This window comes from Alkalihalobacillus deserti (genome assembly GCF_020734105.1).
GTDB lineage: Bacteria > Bacillota > Bacilli > Bacillales > Bacillaceae_D > Halalkalibacter > Halalkalibacter deserti.
On record NZ_JAJAFR010000013.1, the window covers coordinates 77444 to 91427 of the forward strand.

11 protein-coding genes, 1 tRNA gene and 2 pseudogenes are annotated in these 13984 nt (G+C 36.2%); 2 read left to right on the forward strand and 12 right to left on the reverse strand.

The window, feature by feature from the left end; all coding sequences use genetic code 11:
• Window positions 1-62 precede the first annotated feature (62 nt).
• Both LDX58_RS18755 and LDX58_RS18760 read right to left on the reverse strand, forming a co-directional pair.
• Window positions 63-1040 carry a quinone oxidoreductase family protein gene (locus LDX58_RS18755; RefSeq protein ID WP_227938373.1) on the reverse strand — a complete coding sequence of 326 codons (978 nt, stop codon included), beginning with the start codon at window positions 1038-1040 and terminating at the stop codon, window positions 63-65.
• Between the two features lie 163 nt (window positions 1041-1203).
• The gene (locus tag LDX58_RS18760) at window positions 1204-2769 is read right to left on the reverse strand and encodes a BCCT family transporter (protein WP_227938341.1); all 1566 of its coding nucleotides are present in this window, start codon (window positions 2767-2769) and stop codon (window positions 1204-1206) included.
• A 671-nt stretch (window positions 2770-3440) separates the two neighbouring features.
• On the opposite strand from LDX58_RS18760, the gene LDX58_RS18765 reads away from it, so the two are divergent.
• Window positions 3441-3728, forward strand: coding sequence for a hypothetical protein (locus tag LDX58_RS18765; RefSeq protein ID WP_227938342.1), 288 nt, complete (start codon window positions 3441-3443; stop codon window positions 3726-3728).
• A 35-nt stretch (window positions 3729-3763) separates the two neighbouring features.
• Here LDX58_RS18765 and LDX58_RS18770 read toward each other — a convergent pair whose 3' ends face one another.
• The 4 genes and pseudogenes from LDX58_RS18770 to fbp form a co-directional block, all read right to left on the reverse strand.
• Window positions 3764-3991, reverse strand: a complete 228-nt coding sequence (locus LDX58_RS18770) for a hypothetical protein (RefSeq protein ID WP_227938343.1) — start codon at window positions 3989-3991, stop codon at window positions 3764-3766.
• Window positions 3992-4134: 143 nt separating this feature from the next.
• Window positions 4135-4257, reverse strand: coding sequence for a hypothetical protein (locus tag LDX58_RS26115; RefSeq protein ID WP_265416757.1), 123 nt, complete (start codon window positions 4255-4257; stop codon window positions 4135-4137).
• Window positions 4258-4981: 724 nt separating this feature from the next.
• Window positions 4982-6401: pseudogene (locus LDX58_RS18775) on the reverse strand (MDR family MFS transporter).
• Between the two features lie 131 nt (window positions 6402-6532).
• Window positions 6533-8464, reverse strand: coding sequence for a fructose-1,6-bisphosphatase (gene fbp, locus LDX58_RS18780; protein ID WP_227938344.1), 1932 nt, complete (start codon window positions 8462-8464; stop codon window positions 6533-6535).
• 1010 nt (window positions 8465-9474) lie between these two features.
• Between fbp and LDX58_RS18785 the strand changes: the two genes are divergently transcribed.
• A tRNA-Gln gene (locus LDX58_RS18785) sits at window positions 9475-9546 on the forward strand.
• A 309-nt stretch (window positions 9547-9855) separates the two neighbouring features.
• Here the strand turns inward: LDX58_RS18785 and LDX58_RS18790 are convergent.
• From LDX58_RS18790 to LDX58_RS18815, 6 genes and pseudogenes are all read right to left on the reverse strand, one after another.
• Window positions 9856-9969 (reverse strand): annotated as a pseudogene (locus tag LDX58_RS18790) (DUF6366 family protein); the annotation flags it as partial.
• A gap of 99 nt (window positions 9970-10068) precedes the next feature.
• On the reverse strand, window positions 10069-10833 hold the full coding sequence (locus LDX58_RS18795; protein ID WP_227938345.1) for a carbon-nitrogen hydrolase family protein: 765 nt from the start codon (window positions 10831-10833) through the stop codon (window positions 10069-10071).
• Window positions 10834-11215: 382 nt separating this feature from the next.
• The gene (locus LDX58_RS18800) at window positions 11216-11587 is read right to left on the reverse strand and encodes an HNH endonuclease (RefSeq protein WP_227938346.1); all 372 of its coding nucleotides are present in this window, start codon (window positions 11585-11587) and stop codon (window positions 11216-11218) included.
• Complete coding sequence (locus LDX58_RS18805) at window positions 11563-12222, reverse strand: hypothetical protein (RefSeq protein WP_227938347.1); 660 nt, start codon at window positions 12220-12222, stop codon at window positions 11563-11565. Before LDX58_RS18805 ends, LDX58_RS18800 begins: the two co-directional genes overlap by 25 nt.
• A gap of 363 nt (window positions 12223-12585) precedes the next feature.
• Window positions 12586-12966, reverse strand: a complete 381-nt coding sequence (locus LDX58_RS18810) for a hypothetical protein (protein ID WP_227938348.1) — start codon at window positions 12964-12966, stop codon at window positions 12586-12588.
• On the reverse strand, window positions 12959-13582 hold the full coding sequence (locus LDX58_RS18815) for a DUF4145 domain-containing protein (RefSeq protein ID WP_227938349.1): 624 nt from the start codon (window positions 13580-13582) through the stop codon (window positions 12959-12961). Before LDX58_RS18815 ends, LDX58_RS18810 begins: the two co-directional genes overlap by 8 nt.
• Window positions 13583-13984: the final 402 nt, after the last annotated feature.

Below are 13984 nucleotides of genomic sequence, written 5' to 3' on the forward strand. Positions count from 1 at the left end.
ACCCCTCCTGGATTGCCATGTACCATGGTAAGATTTTATAAAAAAAAGTACTTACCTTTATATTAAGGTATTAATAGAACTTTTCCAATACTATTTCGGCTTTCAATCCACTCATGAGCGGCAGGAGCTTCTTTTAAAGGAAACTTTTTAGTAACTACTATACTTATTAGGTCATTTTCCATATATGATATGACCTGTTTTGCTATTTCCCTTACTTTATCTGGTCTCAAACTTCTATACTTCCCGAAGCTAAATCCGATAACTGCCCGATTACTAGGATATAATTGATCGATATCAAGAGATGCTTTCTGTCCATTTGCATTACCAAAGTAAATAAGTCGACCAAAAGGTGCAAGACACTTCATATTTTCCTTCAACATTTCTCCACCTAGTGAATCTAAAATTACATCAACGCCTTTCCCCTCTGTCATTTCTAGAATCTTTTGAGAGAAATTTTCTTCCGTATGATTAATCACATAGTCTGCTCCAACTTCTTTTACAATGTCTGTTTTGTGATCAGATCCGACAGATGCAATAATTTTGTTAGAACCAAATAACTTTGCAAATTGTATAGCGGTCGTACCAACACCTCCACCAGCAGCATGAATCAAAACACTTTCTCCCTTTTTTATTCGTGCAATATCATTTAATAAACTATATGAAGCAAAAGCTACAATTGGAAAAGCAGCAGCTTTTTCTAGACACATAGATTCTGGTATTGGAAAAGTTAAATTTTCATCAACTGCAATGTATTCTGCATACGAACCATCATCAGGTAAAGCTATAACTTTTTGGTCTACATTCAGATTCTTAACATTGTCGCCCACGGCAACAACAATGCCGCTAGCTTCAAGCCCTGGGATAAATGGTAGTTGAATTTTGCCCGGATAAGTACCATTTCTTTTTTTTACATCGGCAAAATTAACACTTGTTGCCTTTACCTTTATCAACACCTGATTTCCTTTAATTTTGGGCGTTTCAACATCTTTGTATTCTAAAAAATCAGGTCCACCGAACTGCGTAACAACCATTGCATTCAGTAGAAACACTCCTCTCTATAAAAGTCCAAAATTACATCATTACCATGTACCATGCAAGATGCACCTTCAGTATACTCGGCTACCGATGAGTCAGTCAACAGATTTTTCCGAAATTTCAATAAACTTTTTCAGTATAGTTTTTTTCTATTCCCTTATTTGTTTCTTATACTATTTTTTTTTCTGTCTCTTCACTCTCACTCTTAGTTATTCCTTGTTCTTTTGCTAATATTTTTGCAATTTGTGGTGCATGCCATAGTGAAGGTAATAACAAAATCGACACCGGAACAGCAGCAATTACTACAAATGACTGTAGTGCACTAATGCCATCAGTGCCTAAATTAATTAAGATAATGGAGATTACCCCCATAAGTACTGACCAAAATACTCTAACAAAGTTAGGTGGATTCCCTTCACCAGTTACACCCATAGCAAGCGAATATGACATAGAGTCAACTGTTGTGATGACAAATAGGATTGTTAACACTAGAAAAATCATTGGCATTATTGTTCCAAGTGGTAATTGTTGTGCAATTGCAATAATTGCAGCTGGTAACCCATTCTCAAATAATGGTCCACTTACAGATTCGGCATTATTTATTTCATAAAAGATTCCTGATCCTCCTAGAATCGTAAACCAAAAATTGGACGTTAACGAAGCAACAACTGAAACGACAATAAAAATCTCTCTTATACTACGTCCTTCTGAAATTCGAGCTACTAGTATAGCCATCATTGGTCCATAACCGATAAACCATCCAAAGAAAAAGAGCATCCACCAACTAAGCCATGCTTCATCTTGACGAAAACTACTTATATTAACAAATTCACTTACATAAAACCCAAATGACGAGATAAATGAATCAATAATAAAGCCCCCTGGGCCAAATACCAATATAAATACTCCAATTATCACCGCAAGTATGACATTTACTTTACTAAGCCACTGTATCCCTTTATCAATACCAGTTATTGTTGAAATAGCAGCAACAACAATCAGACCTACAATCACAGATACTTGAACGAAAGTATTATCTGGTAATCCAATTATTTGATTAGCACTATAACTCACTTGTAGCCCAAAAAAGCCAATCGTACCTACTGTTCCAGCCGCTGCCCCAATAATACAAATTGCGTCAGCAAGTGTGCCCCATTTACTAGTTAATATTTTTTCACCTAGAAAAGGATATAACAACGTTCTTGGCTTTAGGGGCATTCCCTTATGGTAATGTGCGTACATAATGATAATTGCACTGATTGCACCGTACACTGCCCATGCAGTAAATCCCCAAGACATATAGGACTGTGCTAAAGCAGGTGCTATTGCTTCATTAGTACCTGGTAAGATATTCGAATGCATAGGGGGAACTTCCAAAAAATAATAGATAGGTTCTGCTGCTGCCCAAAAGACCCCTCCTGCTCCTAAACCTGAGACAACAATAACTGAAGCCCATTTAAAAAAACTACCCTCAGGCTTAGTTAATGTTCCCAATCTAACGTTACCATATCTAGAAACAGACAGAACTAAACCTACAGCAAAAGTAAAGAACAGAAGTATTTGCCAATAAGCACCAAAGTATTTTATGGATAGATCAAACCCTGTATTAACCATTGTGGTTACAGCATCTAAATTTATTAATGATACTAGAACGAATATCACTAATAACCCACCACTAATAATAAAAACTGGCCAGTCAATACTACCTTTTATTAAATTCCATTTACTCTTCAACTCGATTCCTCCTTAATAAAACTCTTAATTGAAATAACCTTGCTAGATTCAACTCATTTTCCAACAGCTGAAAGATCTGCCCCCCCTAAAAGAAACCGCTTCCATTTCAAATCTAAAAAAATTGAAGAAACAAAATTTATCTTAACTTACATGTTACATGTACCATGCAAGTTAAGATAAATTTACATTACTTGATTATTTAAGTCAACAAAAATTCTTAAACTTCAAAAAATATAAAAAAAACCACTAATGCTCTTGTATTTTAATACTTTCATCCATACAAACTGTGAAAATATTTACAAGAATAATTAAAAAAGCTACCACATCTAATTCTACAATTGCTGGTATGGAACCGAATCTATCAACATATCTATGTAGAACAAAACACGTTGTACAATTAACATATGGTGTTTTAGCTAATCTAAATATTCCGAAAGTTGATGCTAATGCCTGTCCTTAGTCTGACCGATATAATAACCAGATAGATTTATTTTGGAGAAAGGAAAAGACGCCTTCCCAAATGTGAAACTGCGACAACAGCTTCACGGAAGACGTCCTCCATAAACAACATATGGTTATTATATCAAATTATAGACTTGTTGAGAAGCAACCTGGCGTTTTTTGTTAGGAGTACGGAATCTATCCCCTGCCCTTGCTTTGGAGGTGCCGTTGTGCTCACGATCATTAACTATCTAATCTGCGCTTCTATGAATGAGTTCAAAAGTTATCGAGACTGCGCAGATCTAGGAGATCAATATGGACTGCCAAAGGTCAATCTCCCTACACTCTCTAAGAAAGCTGGCCATGTAGACTACAACATCATGAAAAAATTATTCCATTTAGTCATGTCTAAATGCAATCGAGTGACACGCCGATCATTAAAGATTTCTAAAGAGCTTCTCTTGGTAGACTCCACCGCGATTACAGTTGGAAAGTCACGTCTTCCTTGGGCCCGATAGGTTAAAAGACCAAGAGCCTTCTCTTGGTCTTCATTCTACATTCCAATGCCATTGTCTGGTTTCGCTTTCTTGAATCTCATAACAATAGAGAAAATAAAAATGAGAATCGCAATCACCATTATCGTCCCCGAAATCGGACGTGAGAAGAAAATTAATCCTCCAGTTTGTGAAATAGAGAGTGACTGTATCAGTGTTTTCTCAATCATAGGAGCCAAAATGAAACTCAGGATAAAGGCAGCGATGGGAATATCTAATTTCCTCATGAAATACCCGACTACCCCAAAGATGAGCATTACGATCATTTCCACAAATTATTATTTATACTGTATGCACAAAGTCAGGTTCTAGTCCTGAGATAAAAAGAAAGTCATCGTACGAATTTCCACCCGAACTAACCGCGTCAAAATTAAGCATGATTTAAATCAAATGGTTCATTTTCCACTTCATGAGCTTTGACATAAAACTTTGCTAACATAAATTCCTGATTTTCTCCTGGCTCATCATTGAACTCATTACCTTTACGGATCATATCACAAGCTTTATCGCCACTAATAGTTCTAGCATTTCAATTTCTAATTTGACATCACCTTGAAAAAGGTCGTTGTAAAAAAGGGTTACCCGTTCACCAATCGTCAGTGGATTGTTTCGAGTACCAACTTCATTTTCATTACCTTCTGACTTTCTTCCGCTTCATATTTGACTGAAAATACTGGGACGGTTCCGATGCTTCTTTTATTTAGGTATAAGAAAGAAGCACGAGCTCTAAAAAAGCCTCTTACGAAAATTCATTCGTAAGAGGTCGTATTTTAATAATATAAATTGTTTTTTGGATTTTTAGCCGTTTTTTCTTGGGATTTAATTAGACCTTGCAACAGATAAGATAAAAATTTCTTGTGAATCCTTCTTTTTTGATGTACCTTTATTATGCAAATTCCCCATTGTTTGTATAAAATGCATATCACCCAAGAAACGGAAACAAAGTTTATGAAAACGTAAAATATCAATATCTAGCTTATTTTTTCTAGAATTTTTAAAGTTTCTAACATATAAAAGGAAGACGATTTTGTTTAATGGCTATGTGCATAATGGACCCATTCACGAAACAAAGTATCAATTTTTCTATTACACCTGTTCACGTGGCAAATGTTCAACAAGGTTGGTAGCAATATGAAGTAGCATAGTCATCATACTCACCTTAGCATTTTTGATAACCCCTTGCCGTATCAAGCGTTTAACCTTTTTCCTTTTAAAAACTAGCTTGCTTCTACCTCCCATTCCTCTTCTGTCGGTGGGGAAGTTTTCTGAACTTTAAAGGAAAGAATCAACGCCACAAACGTCAACACCCCAATCATCCCAAATGAGATGATGGCTCCAAATATATCGGGATTCGAGATCTGAGGAAGACTAGCTCCAGCCCTTTCTGCTGTTGTCATCGTTGCACGAGTAATCCGGTTCCAATAGACGCTGACATCTGACGCACCGTGTTCGTTACCGCTGACCCATGGGGAATCAATTTTCTCGGTATTTGATTCAGTCCTGCTGTATTGACTGGCATCATACCATTGAGAAACCAAACATCCGAATCGCATACATCACCATTAAATACAAAATGGATGTGGTTGTATCAATGAAGAGAAATGCAAAGGATGAGATCGTCATGATGATTAATCCAGGAATAGCCAACACCCGTGCTCCAAATCGACCGAATATTCTTCCTGTAATTGGAGCCATTAAACCTGTTATCAGTGCTCCAGGGAGCAAGACCATTCCCCCCTCCACCGCCGTAAACCCACGCATGTTGTGCATATATAATGGAATAAGTGTCTCAAGCCCGATAAGGCCCAAAAAGCCAATACTGCAAATGATTGTAGAAAGAGTAAACATACGTGCCTTAAAAACACGAAATTCCAACATCGGATGGGACAATCCAAGCTGGCGCTTAATAAAAAAGTAGATCATTAACAATCCAAGGGTAAGGAAGATTACTGTTTATGAACCCCCCCAACCATTGTTCCCTGCACTGGTGAACCCGTACAGAAGTCCCCCGAAACCAAATGTAGAGAACACAATCGATATCGGATCAACTTTCGGGTTTTTTAGTTCCGTCACATTCCTCATACTAAAATACGCTAAAACCAACATCAGCAATGCTAAAGGGATAATTCCATAGAACATATAGCGCCAGTCATAATTCGTGATCATCCACCCAGACAACGTCGGTCCGATTGCTGGTACAAACGAGATCACAAGACCAATATACCCCATAGCCGCTCCCCGTCGTTCTACAGGGAAAATAAGTAAAAACACCGTCTGCATTAATGGAATCATTACGCCTGCTCCAAATAGACTGAATAATTCTGCCTGTAAGCAAGATAGGAAAATTTGTCGCCATTGTCGCGACTACAGTTCCTATCGTGAATATTCCCATTGCCGTTAGAAAAAGCTGTCTCGTCGTAATTTTTCAATAAAAAAAGCAGAAATGTGTACCATGATGCCCATCACCAGCATAAACACGGTCGTTAACCATTGCCCCGTATTCGCCGTGATATTTATTTCTACCATCAGCGGGGGAATGGCTGTAATCATGAGCGTTTGGTTCAAAACAGCAATAAAAGACCCTATGAGTAATAATCCAGCAATCAGTACTTTACTATAACTCTCCTTATTTTCCATATAAAAACCCCTAATTAATAATATCTTCAATAATTATACTTCGCAAAACGAAATATATTCCCTTTTTTAAAAGGGACATCAGGGACAGGTTCATTGAATCCCAGGATCGTGGTTCCTGTCCCTTCGTCCTTTCATTTCATATAGCGATACTCCAGCAGACTATTCAAAATAGAGACTTCCTGTAATATTTCCTCTCCAACATTCGTTTCTAGAACCTTTTTTCTCTCTAGTTCTTTATCCACCAATCTTTTTACTGATAAAACATCCGTTCCATTTATAAGGACATCTTCTTTTGAATTAAAATATTTATGGGCGACAAGTTGCATACCGAAGGAGTTGCATAATAAAGTATATCCAGCAATACCTGTTGTTGATTGATAAGCCTTGGAAAAGCCTCCATCAATAACAATCATCTTTCCATTTGCTTTAATTGGATTTTCTCCGTCAATTTCTTTAACTGGTGTATGGCCATTTATGATATGTCCTTGATCAGGATTAAGATCAAATTCTGCTAGGATTTTACGGCAGATTTCTTCATTTTCACGTAAATGGTAGTATGGGTTCTTTCTCTCTTTATGGGTTTTTTTATCCTTTATGAAATACCTTTCAAAGGTCGTCATTTCTCTTTTCCCAAATAGTGATGAATATTCTCCTGTCCATAAATACCAGACCATATCTTTCGCAAGATCATCTGTCTCTTCAGGATGAGCAAAAGCATGTCGTAAATAATGTTCAAACGTATCAAGTAACTCACGACCAGCATAGGTTTTATTTTCAATGACCATTTTTTCCATATTTCCTTCTTCATCTAAAGGTATACAGCCGTGTATTAATAAGTTTCCGTTATATCTTAAATAAAGGCTGCCTTTTTTCATAAGAAAATTCATATGTCTAGCCAGCTTTTCCGAGTGCTGGACAGAAAATAACAGTTTATCTATTACTTGCTCTTCTTCCTCTAACAGTTGATCGGGTTGTTCCGGATTAAACGTCGCAAAGCAAGTATTATCTAGTGGGTATGTTTTCCCATGAATCGTTATTTCGTTTCTGTCATAATCAATTTTCTCAAGCAGAAGTCTTTCTGACATCTTAAAGTCCGGGCGTCTCTTTATAATAGGGCTTTCAAGTTTGAACTGAATCATGGCAATGGCTTGATGAATTTTCGTAATTTGTAATTCTTCTTCCTCAGATCCTTTTTTATCTGAATGTATTTTTGGTCTAAAGACTGAATTGTCGTTATAATATTTTTCCGCAAGATTAAGAAGTGGCCTGAGGTTGATTCCATACACATCTTCAATAATATCCAAATTGTCGTACCTGGCACAGATACGAATAATGTTAGCGAGACAAACCTTGGATCCAGCGAAGGCCCCTAGCCAAAGGACATCATGATTTCCCCATTGAATATCAACGGAATGATAATTGATGAGAGTATCCATAATTTTGTCAGGTTCGGGGCCGCGATCATAAATATCGCCCACTACATGAAGATGGTCAACAACCAATTGCTGAGTCGTATAAGCAAGACCTATAATGAGCTTATCAGCTTGACCTAGGGAAATAATTTGCTGGACAATTTTGGTATAATAAGGTTCCTTATTTGTGAATTCATCCGTTTTGTATAAGAGTTCTTCTATAATATAAACAAACTGATCAGGCAATGCTTTCCGTAATTTCGAACGAGTATATTTAGAAGAAGCATAAGAAACGAGATTAATCATACGCTCAATGATCACTGTGTACCATTGATGTAATTCTCTATCATTATCAAAATCATTCTTAATTAACTTTATTTTTTCTTCAGGATAATAAACTAATGTTGCAAATTCTTTAATCTCTTTTTCAGTTAATAACTTTTTATAAAGGTCTTCTATTTTCCCTTTTACATTCCCCGAACCATTTCTTAACACATGTTGAAAAGCTTGATACTCCCCGTGTAAATCACTAACAAAGTGTTCTGTCCCCTTTGGTAGATTAAGGATGGCTTCTAGATTGATAATTTCAGTGACCACTTTTTCTTCACAATCATATTTTTGGGCCAACAAATCTAAATATTTCGAGTTCACAATTATGTATCCCCTTCCAAAATTAACTATTGTTTAATATCGAAAAGATTGCAATTAAATACTTACATCTCAAGAGAAACTCAAATCGAAATTAGATTTATATTTTCATTGTCTATGTTAACTTTAAATATACCAAATCGATTAGTTGCTACTATTATATCACAACGGGACAAGGGGACAGGCCCGCCTTAGGGGTGATCCCGAAACCCCCTCTCCCATTAAAGAATATTCAAAAAAATCCTAAGTTTAACCTCAGGCTTTGGATGATCCCCTATAACTCTTCAGACATTAATGCTGCTTGATCCGATATTAAATGATGAGTCAATACTCTTCACATCTTCCATTGCTAAAATACGATGTTCTAATGGACTAGTAATCGTTCTCTCCACTTAGGAGCAAAGGGACAGGAGCAAAGAGGGAGCAAAGGGACGGTTCTTTAAGGGGACAATCGGAAGTTTTGCGCGAAAGAAGGCACAACGAGCGGATTTTTATCTGCTCGTTGTGCCTTTATCTATCTATATATTTATACTCACACGCAAAATTTTTGATTGCCCCAGAAGAATGAAGTCGCGACCTCCAGTATAGCTCCAAATTATTATTAACTGACACGAAATGTCCATAATTCGAAGGAGGAATTTCGCTACCTGTATCGAATAATGGAATTTCAATCTTTTTCCTTCCATAGGTGTATTTATTGCCAATTTTATAACAACATTATACTCTATGTTTCTTTAAATCGCATTGGGGTTTTGACCTTTAGCCATCGCATAGCGATTTCGTTCTTCTCTTGCTTCCCTGGTTCAGATACGGTTAGTTTAACATCGTGTTTCTGATGTAAGGTTTCAGTAAGTTATTTGTTTCAAACTGTAAGATACTCTTCTATCGGTGCAATCTCTGTAATCATTTCACCTCTAACTAAATGAGTAAGTTCGTTTTTCTTTTTGTTTTATTAAATTAAAAAAATTGATCGTTTGAATTAATCTTAATCCAATCCATAATAAAAATATTGTTGAGCTATAGCCAAGCGGTAAGGCAATGGACTTTGACTCCGTCATGCGTAGGTTCGAATCCTGCTAGCCCAGTTCATACAAAAGGCTCCTCCCTACGTTCTTAATCAACTGGGGGGGCCTTTTTATTAGAGCTATTTTGATCAATTCACCAGCTACATTCTCTACATGTTAATGAATAACCTATCAAAACAGCTTTTTAAAGAAGCACGAGAACCGTCCCCTTGCATCCGTGATTGATGCTATTAAGTCATTGAAAGTGAATGGCTTGCTTATATAATCATCCGAGTAATAACTAGTAAAGATCAACACTCCAAAAAGAATGAACTGTATACAGAAATAGTTTAAAAGGTTCATACCTCGTATCCCTCTTCTTATTATTTTCTATAGGCTATTCACTAAGTCCAATAGACTACCATACTGTGCTCTATTGGAAGCATCTCTCATATTTCTTCCAGGATTTCGCTTTAACTCTTCTTGTCGTATTCTCTCTCTTTGTCTTTCAGGACTTTTTCATTTCCCTTCATACATTCACTCCCTATTAAAATATTAATAAATGTAAAGTTCTTCTGGTAAAAAATTTTAATTAAAATAAATTCAATCAATATAATCAATTACAAAATTAGAAGATATTAAATCCATATTATCCAAATTCCAATCAAAAATTAAAATCGCGGATTGTGTAGATTTATGTGAAAGAAGTCGTTTACCATTCTTAATAACCAAACTTTCTGCTTCCCAAAAGGAGACGGTTTTATCTTCCCCAGTACGATTACATACAAATATAGGTAAGCCAGTATCAATGGACCTTTGCTCCCATTCACCATTCGGCCCGTGCAAACCTGGTCCCCAAGATGAAGGAGCAATTAAGATTTCTGCACCTTTGGTCAACAGGGTGTCCGCAATATTTTTTGTATAGGAATCTGCGCAGATCAATACACCAACTTTTACATACCCCAAATCTATTGGTTCAATAAACCTACCTGATTCAGACCAATTATCTACCCTAGCAATCTTTTTTTGTTTTCCTATTAATTCACCTTTTTGATTAATCACGAAAACTGAATTGTATAGTTTATTATCCTGTTTTAATTTTTCAGCACAACCAATAAATACAGTTGTTTTAGACAAATCAACCATGTTATGTAAATGACTCATCCATTTATCGGGTTGTTGTTTTATCCAATCAGTTCCGATGAGATGAGTAAACTGTAATCCACTAGTAGCTAATTCTGGAGTTACTAGCCAATCGACATTTTTTTCTGCTGCCCTTTTAATTGCTTTTTCTATAAGATTTTGATTATATGTAATATCACCAGCAATAGGTAATAAGTGCAATAAAGCAATTCTTATTTTCTTCACTAAACTCCTCCTATAAGCATCTATAATGCCTGCCATTAAGATAATATTACTATGTTTTGAAGGACAGGGGACAGGTCCCTCTTCCCATTCTTAACGAACACAATGAATTATACTCTTGAAGCAAAGAGGCCGTTCTCACGCTTCCTTTGTTTGCCCAAACGAAATAAACAGTACCTGTGTCTGTATATGTCTGTGAGAACCAATTACAATCTATTGCTTTTCTAACAACACGGAATTGCTGCTAACGGGCTCACTTCTTGACCGTTCAACAATCTTCTGACCTCTATACTATCAAATATTGAGATCAAGCGAGTTTTTCCTTTGTAAACATGACATCCAGCTATTAAAATATTCTTTATCAAGATGGTTCGTTATTACCTATTTAAAAACGGTGCCTTAAATGTTCCACCGTTAAACACACTCCATTCTCCTTCCTATGAAGCATCGCATGACAGTTCGGACAAACAGGGATTAAATCTTGTATTGGATCTACAATATAGCCCTGTTTTATTTCGCGAAGTGGTACAATATGATGGACATGAATAAAATCTTTTCCTACTTCTCCGTATGTATGTTCAAAATTCAAATCACAAACTTGACATTGAACTCCAAAGTGATTTATACATCGCTTACGAGCAATAGGGTTCCGTTCATAGACATTGACGCTAACCGTTTTACACTTTCCTTCTTCTAAAGTTTCAGAGACTTCATCCGGATAAAAACCTTCTGTCAAATCATGTTCAAAGAACGACATATGTAATCCCGAAGTTCTCCATTTAGTTTCATTGAACCTTGAATATTCCCTTTTAAACCATGGTCACGTAATTGAGCAAGAGCTAAATCAGAAGTATCAACCTCATCTACTAAACGAAAACGTGTACGATTCCATTCTTTTGATTGCTCAAATTTCTGATCATCCATCCAAAACATTCTATCGTAACTAACATCATCAGTTCGTACTAATCCTTCTATCACTTCCACTTTATAACGGACTTTTTGAACGTTCCCTGAAACATACATAAATAAAATATCGCCATTTTCATAGTTATAAGAACGCTTCCAGCCTAATGCATCATAACGGCTAAATGCACTAGCTAAGTCATATTCTTTGGGATTCGCTGGAACTAACCAAACACGACGAGAATTTTTATGCCCTCTTTCTTCAAGTTCTTTACGACGCTTCGTTGAAATTTCTTCTGGAGCGACAAAACGATATTCGTCCTCTTTAACATAGTAAGGAATGTTATAAACGTAGCCACGTTCAATTGTGTCATAGCATTTATATTTAGTTGTATTCAAGTGCTCTGCTAGGAATCTTGCAGCTTCTTGGATAGTTGTTGCTTCAAATAAAAGGTCGTCATTTTCAAAAATAGAAATTGGGCTAATCATATAAATTACCTCCTTAATATGTAAACCAACTTACTCTCAGAACTAGTATCAATAAAACTATTAACTACATATTTAGCAACATATAAAACCTTCACTTTATAAGTGATATATAGGTCTCTCACTTAAGACTATTATATATTACAATTCAACAATTTTTTACATTAAGTAATATCACTAAAATTGTAAAAAGCCCATACAAAAGTGGCAAGTCGTGCCTGTGTCACCACTCGAAAAATGTTAGTTTTTTTCGGATATTTATAAATAAAAAAGGTTCCTGACCCCAGGCTTTAAAGCGTTAGAGGTCAGAAACCTTGCTATAATAATAGGCTAACAGTTCATTTATAATGGTCTAATAGCCTCTAGCTACTGCTTACTCCTCAACTGATCAAACAACTTCTCAACCGTTCCAACACCAACATTTTCATATTTCGCAAGAATGACAAGTTCTTTTGGCAATTGACCGACTGTCTCGATTTTATCTTCATTTAACTGTCTGAGAAGACTTGGAATCCCCGTAAATTCTGATGTCGTAAGAGGGATATTGGATAACTTCTCTGTCACGACAATGTGGTCGGCTTTGTAGAAGAAGAATAGTTCACCTGCACGTTCGAGTGTAAGCTTTCTACGAACCTCCTCTTCTTGAATAAAAGTCTTTAATTCATCGTAAAGAATTTCATCATTTTTTTCATTGTATCGTTTTACGTGTTTATGCAAACCTTCAAGGTTGTTCGGTAATTCACTCACGTGCCTGTTGTTCTCCTCCAAGTCTGATTAGAAATGTTTCCGATTTATCAAATCTTTGTGGCAATAAGAATGCATCACGTAGAAAATAAGGGACATCGAGTTCCTGACCTTTATATACGAGAGTACGAATTGGCGTGAAACCTGGAAGTTTTGTATCTACAAGTTCCTCGGTTGTAGCAGCTGCTTCCGTTTTTCCTGGTTCCTCACCTTGAACTTGAATGGAAGCTTTAAGTAATTCTTCCAATGATTTAAGGCGTAACTCAAGTTCTGTAACATCTAGCGACTGCTCCATAATTGGTGAAGGATCTTGATAACTCGGAACAATAAAATTGACAGGGCCATATACTTCGACATACCATTTGACAATTCGATAGATTGCTTCCCATGACAATAGCGCTTCAGAGTATCGAAATGGACGAGAGTCGTGTGTAGCTTGGTTTCCTATTTGACGAACATGGTGAAGCGCATCTCGTATTTGTGGGGTTAAGTAACCTTTTTCGTTAAGTAAATCAAGTCTTTCTTTTAAACTCGCTCTTGGCTCATCAGGTAGCTTCTCGACTTTTATGATCTGATGCAGCATATTTTCGACAAAAATTCTTGAATGTGTAAGCATCATGCGCGGGCTTTTAAAATACTACTTTCTAGTTCCCGCGCAACATGTGCTAATTCTTTTGAAATAGGCTCTAGAAATTAATAGAAGTAAGATGGTTTTATCATTTGGTCCTCCGGTTAACAGTTAATTTAAAAACGATTTTTTATGCAGAATTTACTATTATTTAATATTCCTATTTATTAATTCAACAGAAAATTTAATCATGTCTTGTTCGTTCATTCTCTCACCTGCTTATATACCCTACCAATTCACTTCAGAATAAACTTTTTTTAAAAATCCAATAGTGTAATATTCTTCAGGCACCCATCCAGACCTCTTAAAGAAGAAGCATAATTAACAATCGTTTTTAAAAATTCGCTCTTAATTTGCTATTCTTTCCTGTTTGTTTCCTTACATGTCATGTGT